The following is an 18,525-nucleotide window of genomic DNA, read 5'->3' as shown; positions in this document are numbered from 1 at the left end:
CCCTGAAAATTCAGGGCAGGGTGCTGTTTTTCATCACCTCCGTTACCCCGATACTGACATACAAGGAGCCACCCATGTCTATGGTTATTCGCGGCGGAACCATTGTTACCGCAGACCTGACTTATGAAGCCGATATTCTGATCGAAGATGGCAAGATTGCCGCGATTGGCAAGGACCTTTCGGGCGACAAGGTGATTGATGCCGATGGCTGCTATGTCATGCCGGGCGGCATTGACCCGCATACCCATATGGAAATGCCCTTTATGGGCACTTATTCGGCGGATGATTTTGAATTTGGCACCAAGGCGGCGGTTGCGGGTGGCACCACAATGGTGGTGGATTTCTGCCTGCCATCGCCCGATCAGTCTTTGCTGGAGGCCCTGCAGGCCTGGGATAACAAATCATCCAAGGCGGTGTGCGATTATTCCTTCCATATGGCAATTACCTCCTGGAGCGAGCAGATTTTCAACGAGATGAAAATCGTCGTCGAGGAAAAAGGCATTAATACCTTCAAACATTTCATGGCCTATAAAGGGGCCCTGATGGTGGATGATGATGAAATGTTTGCCTCTTTCTCGCGCTGTTCGGAACTGGGCGCCATGCCGCTGGTGCATGCGGAAAATGGCGATGTGGTTGCCACCCTGCAACAGCGCCTGCTGGAAGCTGGCAATAACGGGCCGGAAGCCCATGCCTATTCCCGCCCGGTCGATGTGGAAGGCGAGGCGTGCAACCGTGCCATCATGATTGCCGATATGGCCAATGTGCCGCTTTATATTGTCCATGTATCGTGCGAACCGGCCCATGAAGCCATTCGCCGGGCACGCCAGAACGGCAAGCGCGTTTTTGGCGAGCCGCTGATTCAGCATCTGGTGCTTGATGACAGCGAATATGCCAACCCGGACTGGGACCATGCGGCACGCCGGGTTATGTCCCCGCCATTTCGCAGCAAGCTGCATCAGGATGGTTTGTGGAATGGCCTGGCATCGGGTAGCCTGCAAGTGGTGGCAACGGACCATTGCGCCTTTACATCCGAACAGAAACGCATGGGGTTGGGCGATTTCACTAAAATCCCGAATGGCACCGGCGGCCTTGAAGATCGGATGCCGCTTTTGTGGACTTACGGGGTCAATACCGGCCGTTTGACGCCCAACGAATTTGTCGCCGTTACATCGACCAATATCGCCAAGATTTTGAATATGTATCCGCGCAAAGGGGCCGTTCTGGTGGGTGCCGATGCTGACCTGGTGGTGTGGGACCCGAAAGCATCAAAAACCATTTCGGCCAAACACCAGGTTTCCTCGATTGACTATAACGTGTTTGAAGGCATGGAAGTGACCGGCCTGCCGCGTTACACCCTCAGCCGGGGGCGCATTGCCGCCGAGGAAGGTGTTGTTCTTGCCAAATGCGGCGATGGTGAATTCATCCCGCGCAAACCCTATCCGGCCGTCAACAAGGCCCTGTCGAAATGGAAGGAAATTACCGCCCCGCGCAGGGTGGAGCGCAAGGCGGAAAATATGCCGGCAGGCGTGTAACCCTATTGCAGGCAATTGTGCCGATACCTGATTGGTCCTGCATTTGACAAAACAAAACCCCGTCCGACTGATTTGGGCGGGGTTTTGTGTGTTAGCGGTGATGCACAAGGCCAGATAACGGGGTGTCCGAATGGTATGTCGGACTCGCTTGGTTATTTGCCGATCCGGGCTTTGGCCAGTGTGATGATGGCATCGGTTGTGATGCCAAATTCCTCATACAGGCGTTCAGCCGGGGCGGAAGCGCCAAAACCCGGCATGCCGATAACATCGGCCTCACGGTCAACATAGCGGGTCCAGCCAAAGGCGGATGCCGCCTCAATCGCGATACGCGGGGCGCTGCCAAGGACGCTTTCGCAGTATTCTTCGGGCTGGGCGTCGAACAGTTCCCAGCACGGCATCGAAACAACGGTTACGGCGTAACCTTCGTCGTGCAGTTTTTCGGCGGCTTCAATGGCCAGGGCAACTTCGGTACCGGTTGCAAGCAGGGTGACATCGCGGCCTTCGCCATATTGCCGAAGGATATAGGCACCCTTTTCACTTAAATTTTCCGGCCCGGCTTCGCGCAATTGCGGTACGTTCTGGCGCGATAATGCCATCAGCGATGGTGTTGCCGGGGATCGCAGGGCAATGTCCCACGCCTCAAGTGTTTCAACGGCATCGGCAGGGCGAAATACATTCAGGTTGGGAATGGCACGCAGGGATGCCAGATGTTCGATCGGCTGATGGGTTGGCCCATCTTCACCAAGGCCGATGGAATCATGGGTCATGACATAGGTAACGCCAAGCCCCATCAGTGCGGACAGGCGAATGGCATTGCGCGCATAATCGAAAAATACCAGAAAAGTCCCGCCATAGGGCTTGAAACCCCCATGCAGTGCAAGCCCGTTCATGGCTGCTGCCATACCAAATTCGCGCACGCCATAGCCAATGTAACGTCCCGGCATTTCGGCGGTATATTGGCGATCAACCGCAGCCACACGTGTAAGGTTTGATCCCGTCAAATCGGCACTGCCGCCGATCATGGCGGGCACGGCGGCAGCAAGGCTTTCCAGGGCAATTTGCGATGCCTTGCGGGTGGCAACATTTTGCGGCTTGGCAAACAGGTCACTGCGGGCCTTTTGCACATCGGCGGCGTAATTTTCCGGCAATTTGCCTGAAACGCGGTCGTTGAAGGCTTTGGCATCGGGTGATGCGGCAAGGGCGGCTTCCCAGGCTTTGCGTTCTTTGGCACCACGCGCGCCAATTTCCTGCCAGCTTTTGGCAAGGTCCGCCGGGATATCAAAGGGTGCTGCATCCCAGCCAAGGGCAGCCTTTGCCAGCGCGCCTTCTTCGTCCCCAAGGGGGGAACCATGGGCCTTTGCCGTGCCTGCCCGGTTGGGGGCGCCAAAACCGATGGTGGTTTTCATCGCAATCAGGGTGGGGCGGCTGGTTTCGGCCCTGGCGGCGGTCATCGCGGCATCAAGTGCGGTTGCATCATGCCCATCACAGCTTATGACGTGCCAGCCACAGGCGCGAAAACGCGCGGGTACATCTTCGGAAAAGGAAACCGATTTAGGGCCATCAATGGTGATGTCGTTGTCATCATAAAGAAGGTTAAGCTTCCCAAGTTTCAAATGCCCCGCCAGCGAAATGGCTTCCTGGCCGATCCCTTCCTGCAAACAAACATCCCCCAGCATGACCCAGGTGCGATGATCAACCAGGCCGGGGAATTCGGCTGCCAATGCCCGTTCGGCCAGTGCCATGCCAACAGCAGTGGCAAGCCCCTGGCCAAGCGGACCGGTGGTGGTTTCAACACCCTTGGCATGGCCCCATTCCGGGTGGCCTGCGGTAATGGCACCCCATTGGCGGAAATTGCGGATTTGATCGATGGTCATGTCTTCATAACCGGTCAGATGCAACAGGCCATAAAGCAGCATGGATGCATGGCCGTTTGACAGCACAAAACGGTCGCGATCGGGCCAGTCGGGTGCGGATGCATCAAATTTCAGATGTTTGCGAAACAGTACCGTGGCCGCATCGGCCATGCCCATTGGTGCGCCGGGATGGCCGGAATTGGCGGTATTGACCGCATCAATGGCCAATGCACGCAGGCAATTGGCAAGGGCGAAATTTTCGGGGTCGATGGCGGCTTTGGCCGCGATTTTGGGTTGAGCGTTCATGTGTTCCTCCTGTGTTGGGAAGGCTAACAGCGGCGATGTGATCTAACAATTAAAAATAACAAATTAACAAAATAATTGTTGAATTTAACATTGATGGTGTTATTTCTTCCAAAACAGAACAAAGGAGGGTCCGTCATGTCCGAGGTATGGATCGGCACCAGTTGGAAAATGAACAAGACATTGGCCGAGGCGCTTGCCTGGGCCGAGGGGGTTGCGAAAGCAGACCTGTCTGAGCGCATTCAAAGTTTTGTTATTCCGCCCTTTACCGCGGCACGGCAGGTAAGAGATGCCCTGAGCAATAGCCCGGTTCTGGTCGGTGCACAGAATATGCACTGGGCGGACCAGGGCGCATGGACTGGCGAAATTTCCGCGCCGATGCTGGTGGATTGTGGCCTTGACATTGTTGAACTGGGCCATTCCGAACGGCGTGAACATTTTGGCGAAACTGACGAAACCGTTGGTTTGAAAACCGAAGCCGCCGTACGCCACGGGTTGATCCCGTTGATTTGCATTGGTGAAACCCTGCAGGACCGCGAACAGGGCCGGGCCGCCGAGGTGTTGGCACGCCAGGTGCGCGGGGCCCTTGCAAAATTAAGCGATCCGCAAAAGCAGGCTGCAATCTGGCTGGCATATGAACCGGTATGGGCGATTGGCGAAAACGGTATTCCCGCCACGGCGGATTATGCCGATGCTCGGCAGGCCGAAATTATTGCCGTCGCGCAGGAGGTCCTGGGCCGGCGTGTGCCCTGCCTTTATGGCGGGTCGGTTAACCCGGGCAACTGCGCCGAACTGGTGACCTGCCCGCATATCGATGGCCTGTTCATTGGCCGGTCCGCCTGGGATGTGGCGGGGTATCTCGACATTTTAACGCGCTGCGACGCCGCGCTGAACGCACAAGCCTGAAACGCCAAAACGGAGGAACTGACATGAAAATCGCAGTGGCCGGCGACAGCGCCGGTGAAAGTCTGGCCAGGGCATTGGCCGAATATCTGAGCCAGAACCCGAATTATGAAGTCACCGAGGCCTCGCGAACCGAAGCAGGCCCGGACGCCTTTTACGCCAATCTGTCTGACCGGGTGGCATCGGCGGTAAAGGCCGGTACCTATGATCGCGCCATTTTATGCTGTGGTACGGGCATTGGTGTATGTCTGGCAGCAAACAAGGTGCCGGGTATCCGTGCGGCGCAAACCCACGACACCTATTCGGCGGGCAAGGCAGCGACATCGAACAATGCCCACATCATCACCATGGGCGCACGTGTTGTTGGCACCGAACTTGCCAAAGATATTGCCGATGCCTTTCTGTCTGCCGCCTTTGACCCACAGGGTAAATCGGCAGGCAATGTGCAGGCGATTGACGCGGTTGACGCCAAATACCATACGGCCTGATGGGCACGTGATAGCGCCGGGCATGGGTTGACGGCCATTTGAAATGCAGTGATCAGCCTGATCGCCACATTTCGTGGCCGACGGGTTGAAATTTTTGATGGTCTTTGCCTTTGGGGCACAGGCTATGCCGCCCCGTTGCGCCAGGTCAGATCTTGGTGCGGAATAACCATGCTGATCTGTTAGGATGCCCGGCCTTATCAATTATGGATTTTCCGACATGCTGACCTTACCGACTGATCGTCCCTCCGAGGCGGCGATCCTTCATGCCTGCCTGCCTGATGGTGCCCTTGGCAGCCTTATTGACGCGATTGCCAGTGCCTTGCCCGCCATTGCCGCCCGGTTGGCTGCGGGCAAACTACCGGGCGACCCGGCGGCCCCGTGCGGGGAAAATGAAAGTGGCGATGCGCAAAAGGCGTTAGATGTTGGCGCGCATAACCATGTTCTGGCCGTGTTAAAGGGGCGCGGTGTGCGCCACATGCTGTCGGAAGAAGCCGAACAGGTTGAACTGCTGGACCCGGCAGGGGCGTTTGATATTGCAATTGACCCGATTGACGGTTCCGGGTCGATTGGCATTGGCGCGCCATTGGGCATGTTATTTGTCATTTACCCGACCGGCCCGGCTGATTTCCGCCGTAAAGGCAGCGAGGCAGTGGCTGCCGGTTATGCATCCTTCGGGCATTCCCTTGATTTTGGCTTTACCACCGGGCAGGGCGTGCAGATCGCCACCCATGATGGCCAGGATTTTCGCATGACGGCACGCGATGTTCGCCTGAAACCGGCGGCATCAACCATTGCCTATAACGCATCGAATGAACGCCACTGGTCACCGGGCCTGAAACAATGGGCGGCGGACGTACGCGCCGGCGCCGATGGCCCGCGCGGACGCGATTTTAACATGCGGTGGCTGGCGGCGGCTGTGGGTGAATTACACCGTATTTTGCTGCAGGGCGGGGCGTTTTTATACCCGGCGGACCAGCGCGAAAATTATCGTCAGGGTCGTTTGCGCCTGGCCTATGAGGCCGTACCGATTGCCTGCCTGATCGAGGCAGCAGGCGGGCGCGCCACCAATGGCACCGACCGTATTATGGACCTGATTGTGCAAACACCGCACCAGAATGTGCCGCTTGTTTTTGGCGCAGCCGAAGAAGTTGACATCATTGCAAAATATATAACCGAGGAGACATGATTAATGGCCCGCATCACGCTTCGCCAGTTGCTCGACCACGCTGCCGAACACGGCTATGCCGTGCCGGCCTTTAATATATCGAACATGGAAATGGGCCTTGCGATTATGAATGCGGCACGCAAGGCCAATGCACCGGTTATTCTGGCGGCTTCGCGCGGGGCGCGGGCCTATGCCGGGGACCGGTTACTGGCGCGGCTGATTGACGGGCTTGTTGAAACTTTTCCGGAAATTCCGGTTTGCCTGCATCTGGATCACGGTAACAACCTTGCGACCTGCGCAACCGCGATCCAGCACGGTTTTACATCGGTGATGATGGATGGCTCCCTGCTGGCCGATGGCAAAACCCCGGCTGATTACGACTATAACCGTGACATTACCGCGCGTGTTGTTGCCATGGCCCATGCCTGTGGTGTGTCGGTAGAGGGTGAACTGGGCGTTCTGGGGTCGCTTGAAACCGGGATGGGGGACCAGGAAGACGGGCATGGGGCAACAGAAAAACTTTCCGAAGACCAGCTTTTGACCGACCCGGAAGAAGCCGAACGTTTTGTGCGCGAAACCGGGGTGGACGCCCTGGCCGTTGCCATGGGCACCAGCCACGGGGCCTATAAATTCACCCGCAAACCCGATGGCGACATTCTTGCCATGAATGTGATCGAGGAAATCAACCGTCGCCTGCCCAATACGCACCTGGTGATGCATGGTTCATCATCCGTTCCCGAAGAATTACGCCAGTTGATCAACAATTTTGGCGGCGATATGCGCCCGACCTGGGGCGTTCCGGTCGAAGAAATCCAGCGCGGTATTCGTTCGGGTGTGCGCAAGGTGAATATTGATACCGATAACCGCATGGCAATGACCGCAGGTGTGCGCCGGGTGCTTGCCAATGACCCCAGCGAATTTGATCCGCGTAAATATTTGAAAGAAGGCACCGCCCTTATGATGGAACTGTGCCAGGCCCGGTTTGAGGCCTTTGGCACCGCCGGGCAGGCTGACCGCATTAAACCACTGTCGTTAGAGGCAATGGCATCAGCCTGACGTGCTGAACGTAACCAGATAAGATTTAAATAGGCAGGGCTGTTGTGGTCCTGCTTTTTTGTTGTCTGTGCTTCAGTTGGGACGGATGCTGGATCGTGTTGACGCATATGGTATTGGTGCTGTGCTGCAGGCACATAAAACCCCGCCCGATGAAACAGGCGGGGTTTGTTGGTCCGTCAGATCAGGATCGGCAGGGAAGGTTACCGGTCAAGCTGGAACGGACCAGAGAAGGAATAAACGTCAAGCACGTTTGAATCGACCAGGATGCAATCGAAAAGCTGTTTTTCTTCTGTGACTTTAAGTTTCCCGGTCTTGATATATTCATCAGCCTGGCGAACGGCTTCTTCGGCAAAGATCGCGACAGGCTGCAGCACGGTGTAGGTCAGTTCGCCAGCCTTGACGGCTTCAACCGCGTCGGGTGATCCGTCAAAGCCGCCAATAACCTTGCCTTCGAGTTTGCCTGCTTCTTTAAGGGCGGCAATTGCACCAAGGGCCATTTCGTCGTTGCCCGAAATAACACCGTTAATGTCCGGGTTGGCCTGCAACATGGACTGCATTTTGTTATAGCCCTGGGTACGGTCCCAGTTGGCAACTTCCTGTGCTTTTTTCTTAAGGTCGGGATACTGGCTCAACACAGTTTCAAAGCCGTTGGAACGGGTTTGTGCGTTGTTGTCCGACGGTGCGCCAAACAGTTCAACATACGAACCCTTGTCGCCCATCGCATCAACCCATGCCATCGCGCCAAGGGCGGCACCCTGGGCGTTGTTGGAAACTAGCTGTGCCTTGGCAAGGCCGGTTTGGTTGATTTCGGCATTGATGATGAAAACCGGAATACCGGCATCAACAGCCTTTTTCACGGCACCAATGGAGCCATCCGCATTGGCCGGATCAAGGATGATCGCCTTTGCCTGGTTGGTGATCGCGGTATCGACCAGATTGCTTTCGGTGTTGGTGTCACCTTTATGCGCACCAACATTGGCACTGTAGCCAAGCTTTTCGGCAGTTGCTTTGGCAACATTGCCTTCTGCCAACCAATAGGGGTTGGACGGATCATTGACGATGATCGAAATCAGGTCATCGGCCATGGCCGACTGGGCCATGAAGGGCAATGCCAGAACGGATGCAAGGATCGTGCGTTTAAAAAGATTCATTGTGGGTGTCCTCCCGTGGGTTTTGATATTTGCCGGTTAAGACCGGCGGTTATTCGGGCGCGGGACCACCCTGTCCCGCGTCCGCGAATTTCAATAAAAATTTATCGACCAGCCCGGCCGTATTGCAGGCTGTTCAGCAGCACGGCGAGAACGATCACCGCACCGGTAAAAACCGTTTGCCAGTAAGCCGACACACCAATGATGACGAGGCCGTCGCTAAGAAAGCCGATGACAAAGGCGCCCAGCATGGTGCCGCGCACATTGCCGCGTCCCCCGGTTAACGCTGCACCGCCAATAACCACCGCCGCGATAGCTGTAAGTTCGTAGGTGGTACCCGCCGTCGGGCCAGCCGAAGTCAATTGCGATGAAAGAACCAACCCGGCAATCGCGGCACAAACGCCTGACAGCACATAAACCGATATTTTGACACCGCGTGTGGGCACACCGGAAAGTTCGGCTGCGCGTTCATTGCCACCCGAAGCATAAAGCCAGCGGCCAAAGGCCGTGCGGACCAGAACCAGGCCGACCGCCAGCGCAACCAGTGCCAGCACAATGACGCCAATCGGCACCCCGGCGATGCGGTTAAAGCCCAGCCAGTCAAAACCGGTATTGCCCAGGGCCTCGACCCCGCCAAGATTGTTATAGGTAAGGCCATTGGTCATCAGAAGGGCGACACCGCGTGCGACATACAGCATGCCCAGCGTCGCGACAAAGGCGGGAACCCGGAAAAAGGCGATCAGCACGCCGTTGATTGCGCCAACAAATGCGCCCAGCAGAATGGTCAGCACCACAACCGCCCAAACCGGCGGATATAGAATAACCCCGGCAGATGGCAGTTCGACGCCCTGCATCAGAAAGCCGGCAACAACACCGGACAGGCCCAGTGTCGATCCCACCGAAAGATCGATGCCGCCATTAAGGATGACAACAAGCATGCCAACGGCCAGCAGGCCGAAAATCGCTACATGCGATGACATGATCAGGAAGTTATTGACGCTGAAATAAACCGGCGACATGAACGAGAAAACGATAATGATGGCAACCAGCGCAAAAAAGGCGCGGCCTTCAAGAAGGATTTTGCCGATATTCAGGTCCATGCCACCTGCCGCGGGCTTGGAATTTGTTATGTCCGCCATGTTGGCCTCCCTTAATGGTGTACGGCTTCGCCAGAGGCGGCCATGATCTGTTCTTTGGTTACGGTATGGTCGAACTCGGCTGCGATGCGGCCCCGGTTCATCACAATGATGCGGTGGGCAATGCTGAGGCATTCGCTGACTTCGGATGTTGAATAAACAACTGCCAGTCCGCGCGTTTCGGCCGTTTTTGCCAGCAATTTGAAAACTTCGGCCTTTGCGCCGATATCGATCCCGCGCGAAGGTTCATCAAGCAGGATGACGTCAGGCCGTGTGGCAAGCATTTTGCCAATCACAACCTTTTGCTGGTTGCCGCCGGAAAGCGAGCCGATCATGGCACCGCCGCCATCGGTTTTGACGGTGACTTCGCGAATGGAATCGTCGATGACCCTGCGTTCATCCTTGCGGCTGGTGAAAAGCCCGCGGGTAAAGGCGGCAATTGATGCCAGTGACAGGTTTTGCCCTACCGTCATGGTTTGCACCAGGCCGTCCCGCTGCCGGTCTTCGGGGACAAGAACAAGCCCGGCATTAATGCGCTGGGCAATCGAAAGATGCGAAATATCCTGCCCATGCAGTTTGATCGCGCCACTTTGGGCGGCAACACGCCCTGCTGCACATTCCATCATTTCGGTGCGCCCGGCACCCATCAGGCCATAGATGCACACCACTTCACCGGCGCGGACACTCAGGTTCAAATGGTTCACCACCAGGCCATGGCCGGATGTATCTGGCACACACAGATTTTCAATCGACAGGGCAGGATTGCCCATTTTGCTGTCTGGTGGCGAACCCAGGTCAAAGTTCTCGCCCACCATGTTGCGCACGATCCATTCAAGGTCGATCTCGGCGCGGGGGGCCCAGGCTGTCATCTCGCCATCGCGCAGGACAACGGCGTGATCGGTAATTTCAAGGGCCTCTTCCAGATGATGCGAAATGTAAACAATGCTGACCCCCTTGGCGGTCAGATCATTGATGACCTTAAACAGAACCTCGACCTCGGATGCCGACAGGGCCGATGTCGGTTCATCCATAATCAGGATGCGACTTTTGGCCTGAAGGGCACGGGCGATTTCCACGATCTGCTGCTGGCCCAGGCGCAGTTCCTCGACCGGGGTTAAAGGATCAAGGTCTTCTTCCAGTTCCTTCATCAAGGCACGGGTAACGCGTTCTTCCTCGGCAAAATCAATGCCGCGTGCGGTGCGGATTTCGCGGCCCATGAAAATGTTGTCACGCACATTCAGGTTCGGGGCCAGGGCCAGTTCCTGGTGGATAATTGACACCCCGTGCGCCAGCGCATGGTTGGCACCGTGAAAATGTACCGGCTCACCATCAAGCAGGATTTCGCCCGATGTGGGGGCAATGATGCCTGAAAGAATTTTCATCAGGGTTGATTTGCCCGCACCGTTTTCACCAAACAATGTGGTGACCTGACCCCGGTGAATGTCAAAATTCACACCCTTCAGCGCCTTGATCGGCCCGTAATGTTTGGCAACGTGGCGGGCGGACATGACAACTTCGCTTTTGGTCGCCAGGGTCGGGTTGATATTTTGCTGCACGGTCATTGGACCTGCACCTTGACCGGGGTGATCAGCCACATTTTCGGGTTGATCAGCTTGAATACGCCCGTCAGCGAAACCGTTTTGCCGGTCAGGTCTGAATTATCAAATCCTTCAAGGACTTCGGCCTTCATTGCTCGATTAATACCGGCACCGGCATCCTGATATTCGATCTGGTTTTTGAAATCACCAAAGGCGATATCGCCGGGTGCATCGCGCAAGTCGGTGCCGTTAATGGCCGGGCCGGTCTGCACACGGATGCGGACATTTTCAACGCCATCAACATTGATGTCATAAATGCCTGCTTTGCCTTCGCCTACTGTGCCGGTCAGCTTGACCGGTAAAACCGGCATCGCACCACCCGTACCGTATTTCTCGGCTGCGGCCTTTTTATCTGCGGCCAGTGCGTTTGCCAGGGTCGGTGCATCCACCGCGCGGGCCGTGATATCATCGCGAATCCGGGGAAATTCCTTTTTGCCATAGGCATCGGGCGAAAAACCGGCGACGCGGGTGTCCAGTTCGGAACCGATGGTAACCACGGTCGTATCAAGCGCGATTGCCGCGACCACACATAGCGCCGCTGCGCCAATGATCATGCCCCGCCTGCCAAGACGCGGTTTCATCGAGATAGCTGAAATATCGTTGGCACTCATAGCCTCACGCTCCTCCCGTCGGGCCCTGACGGACCTGTTGTTTCCTTGCGGGAGGTGCACTGGTGCAAAGCTGCGAGTTGCGGCTTTGTCTGTCCCTGTTCCGGCATTGCGCAGTTTTAATACCGCCAAAAAGGGCAGAAAAATGCGCGTCGCGGTGGGAACCAGCCCAGCCTGTCTTGGTGCAGGCCATATCCTCCCGTTTCACAATGCGATCCGTGCTTGCGCCCGTTTCGCCTGTCACGCACCGAAATCCCTTTGTTTTTGCGCCAGTCTTTTTCGCCGATTGGCAGGTCGGGTATCCGGTTCGTGATCACCACCATAACTGAAAAAAATTTCTACGAAAGAAAAAAATTACACTCGACATGTCGCGATGTGTGGTTATGCTGAAATCAACCCGGGCGAAATGGTTCCGGCAAGAACCGCACCGGCAAGACAGGCCGTGGGGCATAAACATAGGGAGGAGGTCACATGGCTCATGCGTTTTGCATGATTGGCCATTCGCGCTACGAAAGGGTGCGGCATGGCTAAACGTGACATCATCATCGGTATCGACGCGGGCACATCTGTCATCAAGGCGGTGGCGTTCAGCCTTCAGGGGCGCCAGCTTGGTGCTGCCGCCGTTACCAACCAGTATGACAGCGGCCAAAATGGTGCTGCCACCCAGAATATGGACCGCACATGGGCTGATTGTGCCAGTGCGTTGCGCGAACTTGGCACCCGGATTGACGGCCTTGCCGATCGCACGGCCGCCCTTGCGGTAACCGCGCAGGGCGATGGTACCTGGCTGGTTGGGCAGGGTAACCGCCCGGTGGGTGACGCATGGTTATGGCTTGATGCGCGGGCGGCTGATACCACCCGCAACCTGGCCCAAAGCCTGGCAGATACTGCCCGGTTTAACGCTACTGGCACGGCGCTTAATACCTGCCAGCAGGGTGCGCAAATGGCCCATATGCAACGCCATTTTCCCGAATTGCTGGATCAGGCCGAGGTCGCCCTGCATTGCAAGGACTGGCTATATTTGAACCTGACAGGCGTTCGTGCCACTGACCCGTCCGAAGCCAGTTTTACCTTTGGCGATTTTCGGACCCGTGCCTATAGCGATACTGTGATTGATGCGCTGGGATTGCGCAATCGCCGCCATTTGCTGCCGCAAATTGTTGATGGCAGCGGCGATACACACCCGCTAAGCGATGCCGCCGCTGCCCAAACTGGTCTGCGTGCGGGAACACCTGTTAGCCTTGGTTATGTTGACATGGTCATGACGGCCCTTGGTGCAGGTGTTTATACCGGCACCAAGGGGGCAGCGTGTTCCACCATCGGGTCAACCGGCGTGCATATGCGTGCCGTGCGCGATGACGAAGTTCGCCTGAATGGCAAATCGGGCTATGTCATTTGCCTGCCCGCCAGCCGCATGGTGACACAGGTACAAACCAATATGGCCGCGACGCTGAATATTGACTGGGCCTTGCGCCTTGCCGCCGATCTGATGAGTGAAACCGGCCACCCGCATGATTATGCCGATCTGGTCGCGCGAATTGATGGCTGGCTTGCGCGATCCGAACCCGGTGCGTTGTTATATCAGCCCTATGTATCCGAGGCAGGTGAACGCGGACCGATGGTGAATGCCAATGCGCGCGCGGGTTTTATTGGCCTGTCAGCCGGGCATCGTTTCCCCGATTTGATCCGGGCGGTTGTTGAAAGCCTGGGCATGGCCGCGCGCGATTGTTATGGCGCGATGGATGCCCTGCCACAGGAATTGCGCCTGACCGGTGGTGCCGCGCGGTCCCAGGCGCTGCGCGGGATTCTGGCTGCTTGCGTTGGGGCGCCCGTGCGTGTTTCGGCGCGGGAAGAAGCCGGTGCCGCAGGGTGCGCCATGATGGCCGCCGTTGCCATTGGTGCCTATCGCGATATGGAAAGTTGCGTTGCCGAATGGGTATCGCCGCTTCTGGGTGCGGCTGAGGCTCCCGATGAAAAATTGATGGCGACTTATGCCGCCCTTTACCCGGCTTATGCTGAAGTCCGCGTGGCGCTGGAACCGGTTTGGGACCGGCTGGCGACACATCGCGATGGCAAATCAGCCCCCGAAATAAATGCGTCAGACACGGCGCAAGGAGGATCGTGACATGAGCACGCAGGAACTGGATCTGTTTGTTATCGGTGGTGGCATTAACGGCGCAGGCTTTGCCCGCGATGCTGCCGGGCGTGGCCTGAAAGTTGCGCTTTGTGAAAAGGATGATCTGGCCGAAGGGACATCGTCGCGTTCTGGCAAGCTGGTGCATGGCGGGTTGCGGTATCTGGAATATTATGAATTCCGGCTGGTGCGCGAAGCTCTGATCGAACGCGAAGTTCTGATGAATGCAGCGCCGCATATTATCTGGCCGTTGCGTTTTGTGCTGCCCCATTCCCCGCAGGACCGTCCGGCCTGGCTGGTGCGGCTTGGCCTGTTTCTTTACGATCATTTGGGCGGGCGCAAAAAACTGCCCGGTAGCCGTACACTTGATCTGCTGCGCGATCCCGAAGGGGCACCGTTGCTTGATAAATATACCCGTGGTTTTGAATATTCCGATTGCTGGGTGGACGATGCGCGCCTTGTAACGTTAAATGCCCTTGATGCGGCACGGCGTGGTGCGATTGTTATGACGCGTTCCCCCGCCATCAGCGCGCGTCGCGAAAATGGCAAATGGCATGTCACCACGCAAAACCGGCTGACCGGCGAAACACGCGAATTTGTTGCCAAATGCCTGGTCAATGCCGCCGGTCCCTGGGTGACCGACGTGCTGACACGGGTTGCCGGTGCCAATTCCACCCGCAATGTGCGACTGGTGAAGGGTAGTCATATTATTGTGCCCAAATTCTGGGAAGGGCCGCATAGCTACCTTGTGCAGAATGATGACAAGCGCGTTATTTTCATCAATGCCTATGAGGGCAACAAGGCCCTGATCGGAACAACCGATATTGCCTATGATGGCCGGGCCGAAGACGTTGCCATTGATGATTATGAAATCAATTACCTGCTGGAATGCGTTAATCGCTATTTCAAGGAAAAGCTACGGCGCGAGGATATTCTGGAGACTTTTTCCGGTGTGCGCCCGTTATTTGACGATGGCAATGGCAACCCGTCGGCCGTGACGCGTGATTATGTGTTTGATCTTGATGAAACCGCAGGTGCGCCGCTTTTGAATATTTTTGGCGGTAAAATCACCACCTTCCGCGAACTGGCCGAACGGGGCATGCGCGAAATCCGGCATATTTTTCCCGATATGGGCAAAGACTGGACCGAAGATGCGCCGCTTCCGGGGGGGGACATGCCCAATGCCGATTATGCGGCCTTTCGGGAAACCCTGAAGGCGGAATTCCCCTGGATGTCGCGCCAGTTACGTGAATATTACGGTCGTCGTTACGGCACGCTGACCCGCAATATTGTTGGCACTGCCACCAGCGCGGCTGGCCTGGGTCGTTATTTTGGCGCGCATCTTTATGAAGCCGAAGTACGCTGGCTGGTTGCCAATGAATGGGCGGTTACGGCCGAAGACATTATCTGGCGTCGCACCAAACACCGGCTTGATATGACGCCGGACGAAATTACCGCCTTTGGCGAATGGTTTGACGGTTTGGCGGCGGAGGCAAGCTGATGGCATTGACCCTTTCTTTGAACACCAACCCGCTGGTAAACCGCTTTGCCGACCCGGACGACCTGATTGACTGTGTCGCGCGGGATTTGCGCATTCGCGATTTGCAGTTAACCCACGAATTTATCAACCCATCGTGGCCCGCTCCGGTAATTCGCCGTTTGACCCGGCAAATGGGGGCGGCCCTTGCGCGTACGGGTGTTCGTGTAACATCGGGTATGACGGGGCCATATGGCCGGCTTAACCATTTTGGTCATCCTGACCGCGATGTGCGTCGTTATTATGTGGACTGGTTTAAAACCTTTGCCGATATTACCGCCGATCTGGGCGGAATATCGGTCGGTACGCAATTTGCCATTCTGACCTATCGGGACCAGGACGACCCGGCCAAACGCGAAGATATGATCCGCACCGCGATTGATTGCTGGGCCGAAGTGGCCGAACACGGCAAGGCCGCTGGCCTGAAATATGTGTTTTGGGAACCCATGAGCATCGCGCGTGAATTTGGCGAAACGATTGAGGAATGCCTTGCCCTGCAAGACAGACTGAGCGCGGCTGATATGGCAATTCCCATGTGGATGATGGCCGATATCGACCATGGCGATGTGACATCAAGCAACCCCGATGATTTTGATCCCTACGCCTGGGCACGCGCCGTGCCGCGTGTTTCCCCCATCATCCACATCAAACAAAGCCTGATGGATAAGGGCGGGCACCGGCCCTTTACTGCCGAATTCAATGCCCGTGGCCGTATTCAGCCTGAACCGCTGCTTGAAGCCTTTGCAAAAGGCGGCGCGCAGGATAATGAAATCTGCCTCGAACTTTCCTTCAAGGAACGCGAACCCAATGACCGTGAGGTAATTCCCCAGATCGCGGAAAGTGTGGCCTTTTGGGCGCCCTATATTGATACGGGTGCATCGGATCTGAAACTTTGATAACCTGTTGCCGGGGCAGGACTTCCTTCTGCTTTGCCCGGGCCTTATAACATGATGAGCTGCTTAATTAAGGCCCGGTCGGGCTAAAGGATGCCATGAACGATACCGATGAAACGCTCGCCATTCGTGCGGCCTGGATGCACTATGTTGGCGGGCTGACACAGGCCAAGGTGGCCAAAAGGCTTGGTCTGCCGTCTGTCAAAGCACACCGGCTGATAGCCAAGGCGGTGGCCGATGGCCGTGTAAAGGTGTCGATCGAGGGGGATATTGTTGAATGTGTCCAGCTCGAAACCCGTTTGTTTGAGGCCTATAACCTTAAACTGTGCGAAGTCGCCCCGGATATTGGCGAAGAGGGCCTGCCGGTGCGCGCCCTTGCTTTGGCTGGTGCAGCCTATTTGAAACGCCAGTTCGAGACCGGGGAACATTCAATTATCGGCCTTGGGCATGGTCGTACCTTGGCTGAAATTACCCGTCAATTGCCACGGATCGATGCCAAGGGGCTTCATTTCGTTTCGCTTCTGGGCGGGTTAACCCGCAATTTTTCGGCCAACCCGCATGATGTGATGCATCGCTTGGCGGAAAAAACCGGCGCACGTGCCTATGTTATGCCGGTGCCGTTTTTTGCCAATACAGTCGAAGACCGTGAAGTGCTGCTTTCACAGCGCGGTGTGGATGAAGTTTTCCATATGGCGCAGGCCGCAACCCTTAAACTTGTCGGGATCGGCACAACAACGGCCGATGCCCAGCTTGTATCATCTGGCATGATTGAACCTTCCGAGATCGAAGAAATTGCTGCTGCTGGCGCGCAGGGCGAAATGCTGGGTGATTTTTTCAATGCTGCGGGCGATGTGGTGGAAACCACGCTTTCTGCACGCACCCTTGCGGTGGGCTATGATCCTGAACGGAAAGAGGATATTGTCGCGGTTGCGGGTGGGCCGGACAAGATCAATGCGATCCGGGCGGTGTTGCGATCTGGCCGGGTGGCCGGGTTGATCACTGACGAGCGAACGGCGCGCGCGCTTCTGGATTGACGATAGCAGACCGAATAAAGGACGCCCCATGAAACGCGATGATCGCAGGCAGCAAATTCTTGATGCCCTGGTACGGGATGGCGAAGTGCAGCTTGATGAACTGGCTGATACTTTCGGCGTATCGAAAATGACCATCCATCGCGACCTCGATGATCTGGAAGGCGAGGGGCTGTTACGCCGTATTCGTGGTGGGGCAACGATTGAACCCGGTTCACAGTTTGAAAGTGATTTTCGCTTTCGCCATCTTCAGGGGCATGACCTTAAGGAACGTATGGCGCGTGCTGCCCTGGAATGGGTGGAACCGGGCATGACCGTTATGGTTAATGATGGCTCCACGGCGACCATACTGGGCACCCTGTTACCCGAAAAACGCCCGCTCACCGTGATTACCAATAATGATGCGGTGATGGAGGGGCTTAAGTCCGAGGCCGGTATTACCGTGCTGGCGCTTGGCGGGCGTTATTCTGCCAAATATAATGCCTGGGTTGGCCGGGTGACGGAACAGGCCCTTGGCAGCTTACGTGCTGATATCGCCTTTATTTCTACCCCGGCGGCGGGGGAGGGCTGCGTTTATCATATGGATGATGATATTACGCGGGCGAAACGCCGGATGATGGATGGTGCAACGCGCTCCATCCTTCTGATCAATCATCTCAGATTTGATCATACTGCTTTGCATGTCCTTGCACCTTTTTCCGAATTTTCTGCTGTGATCACGGATGCGGCCCCGTCTGATACTGCACGCGCGCAAATCAAAGATGCCGGGACAGAACTTGTAATTGCGGGTTAGGCAAGCCGGGTTGGCGAATGTGTTTTCTGCGGATTTTTGATGGTTCATCCCTTTATGTATGGTGTGCGCTGTTTGGCGGTTGGATTGCTTTGGGGCGTCTGTCGAAATCCGTACTGTGCTAAAACCATCTTAGTTTGTCTGGTTGTCTCTTCATTCTGCCCTATCTGCTCCGCCATCAGCTTAATGGAACGTCGCTGGACGTTCGCTGTGTTGATCAAGATATTTCCTCGCATTCCACCCGGTTGATAGTTCCTGCGATGGCCCTATTATCCCCACTGAATTTATGCTGTCATTTGTGACACCCTAGGCGCGAGCACCTTGGTAGATGGGATGTTAGGGGAGTAGGA

General features: G+C 56.2%; 15 protein-coding genes. 10 read left to right on the top strand and 5 right to left on the bottom strand.

Features of this window, described 5'->3' with window-relative positions; translation table 11 throughout:
• Positions 1-74: 74 nt before the first annotated feature.
• Positions 75-1,532, top strand: coding sequence for a dihydropyrimidinase (gene hydA / locus TH25_RS16035; RefSeq protein WP_114089372.1), 1,458 nt, complete (start codon positions 75-77; stop codon positions 1,530-1,532).
• Positions 1,533-1,684: 152 nt separating this feature from the next.
• Here hydA and tkt read toward each other — a convergent pair whose 3' ends face one another.
• Complete coding sequence (gene tkt / locus TH25_RS16030; RefSeq protein ID WP_114089371.1) at positions 1,685-3,691, bottom strand: transketolase; 2,007 nt, start codon at positions 3,689-3,691, stop codon at positions 1,685-1,687.
• Between the two features lie 135 nt (positions 3,692-3,826).
• On the opposite strand from tkt, the gene TH25_RS16025 reads away from it, so the two are divergent.
• The 4 genes from TH25_RS16025 to fba all read left to right on the top strand — a co-directional run bounded on the left by TH25_RS16025 (position 3,827) and on the right by fba (position 7,300).
• Entirely contained in the window at positions 3,827-4,594 is a 768-nt protein-coding gene (locus TH25_RS16025; RefSeq protein ID WP_114089370.1) for a triose-phosphate isomerase, read from the top strand.
• 23 nt (positions 4,595-4,617) lie between these two features.
• Positions 4,618-5,079: a D-erythrulose-4-phosphate isomerase gene (gene derI, locus TH25_RS16020; protein ID WP_114089369.1), complete on the top strand. Its 462-nt coding sequence runs from the start codon at positions 4,618-4,620 to the stop codon at positions 5,077-5,079.
• A 217-nt stretch (positions 5,080-5,296) separates the two neighbouring features.
• Positions 5,297-6,265, top strand: a complete 969-nt coding sequence (locus TH25_RS16015) for a class 1 fructose-bisphosphatase (protein WP_114089438.1) — start codon at positions 5,297-5,299, stop codon at positions 6,263-6,265.
• A 3-nt stretch (positions 6,266-6,268) separates the two neighbouring features.
• The gene (gene fba / locus TH25_RS16010; protein ID WP_114089368.1) at positions 6,269-7,300 is read left to right on the top strand and encodes a class II fructose-bisphosphate aldolase; all 1,032 of its coding nucleotides are present in this window, start codon (positions 6,269-6,271) and stop codon (positions 7,298-7,300) included.
• A gap of 200 nt (positions 7,301-7,500) precedes the next feature.
• Here fba and TH25_RS16005 read toward each other — a convergent pair whose 3' ends face one another.
• The 4 genes from TH25_RS16005 to TH25_RS15990 all read right to left on the bottom strand — a co-directional run bounded on the left by TH25_RS16005 (position 7,501) and on the right by TH25_RS15990 (position 11,793).
• Positions 7,501-8,451 carry a D-ribose ABC transporter substrate-binding protein gene (locus TH25_RS16005; protein WP_114089367.1) on the bottom strand — a complete coding sequence of 317 codons (951 nt, stop codon included), beginning with the start codon at positions 8,449-8,451 and terminating at the stop codon, positions 7,501-7,503.
• Positions 8,452-8,552: 101 nt separating this feature from the next.
• On the bottom strand, positions 8,553-9,587 hold the full coding sequence (locus TH25_RS16000; RefSeq protein WP_114089366.1) for an ABC transporter permease: 1,035 nt from the start codon (positions 9,585-9,587) through the stop codon (positions 8,553-8,555).
• Between the two features lie 11 nt (positions 9,588-9,598).
• Positions 9,599-11,146 (bottom strand): sugar ABC transporter ATP-binding protein, encoded by a 1,548-nt coding sequence (locus tag TH25_RS15995; protein ID WP_114089365.1) that lies wholly within the window; start codon positions 11,144-11,146, stop codon positions 9,599-9,601.
• Entirely contained in the window at positions 11,143-11,793 is a 651-nt protein-coding gene (locus tag TH25_RS15990; RefSeq protein ID WP_114089364.1) for a DUF2291 family protein, read from the bottom strand. The genes TH25_RS15995 and TH25_RS15990 overlap by 4 nt, the downstream gene beginning before the upstream one ends.
• 520 nt (positions 11,794-12,313) lie before the next feature.
• On the opposite strand from TH25_RS15990, the gene TH25_RS15985 reads away from it, so the two are divergent.
• The 5 genes from TH25_RS15985 to TH25_RS15965 all read left to right on the top strand — a co-directional run bounded on the left by TH25_RS15985 (position 12,314) and on the right by TH25_RS15965 (position 18,178).
• Positions 12,314-13,915, top strand: a complete 1,602-nt coding sequence (locus TH25_RS15985) for an FGGY-family carbohydrate kinase (RefSeq protein ID WP_114089363.1) — start codon at positions 12,314-12,316, stop codon at positions 13,913-13,915.
• Position 13,916: 1 nt separating this feature from the next.
• Complete coding sequence (locus TH25_RS15980; RefSeq protein WP_114089362.1) at positions 13,917-15,425, top strand: glycerol-3-phosphate dehydrogenase; 1,509 nt, start codon at positions 13,917-13,919, stop codon at positions 15,423-15,425.
• Entirely contained in the window at positions 15,425-16,357 is a 933-nt protein-coding gene (locus tag TH25_RS15975) for a sugar phosphate isomerase/epimerase family protein (protein ID WP_114089361.1), read from the top strand. Before TH25_RS15980 ends, TH25_RS15975 begins: the two co-directional genes overlap by 1 nt.
• A 95-nt stretch (positions 16,358-16,452) precedes the next feature.
• On the top strand, positions 16,453-17,388 hold the full coding sequence (locus tag TH25_RS15970; protein ID WP_114089360.1) for a sugar-binding transcriptional regulator: 936 nt from the start codon (positions 16,453-16,455) through the stop codon (positions 17,386-17,388).
• 28 nt (positions 17,389-17,416) lie between these two features.
• Complete coding sequence (locus TH25_RS15965; protein ID WP_114089359.1) at positions 17,417-18,178, top strand: DeoR/GlpR family DNA-binding transcription regulator; 762 nt, start codon at positions 17,417-17,419, stop codon at positions 18,176-18,178.
• The last annotated feature ends 347 nt before the right edge of the window (positions 18,179-18,525 follow it).

Origin of the sequence: Thalassospira profundimaris (genome assembly GCF_003326755.1) — a bacterium.
Lineage (GTDB): Bacteria > Pseudomonadota > Alphaproteobacteria > Rhodospirillales > Thalassospiraceae > Thalassospira > Thalassospira profundimaris_B.
This window is presented reverse-complemented; position numbering and strand designations above follow the sequence as displayed.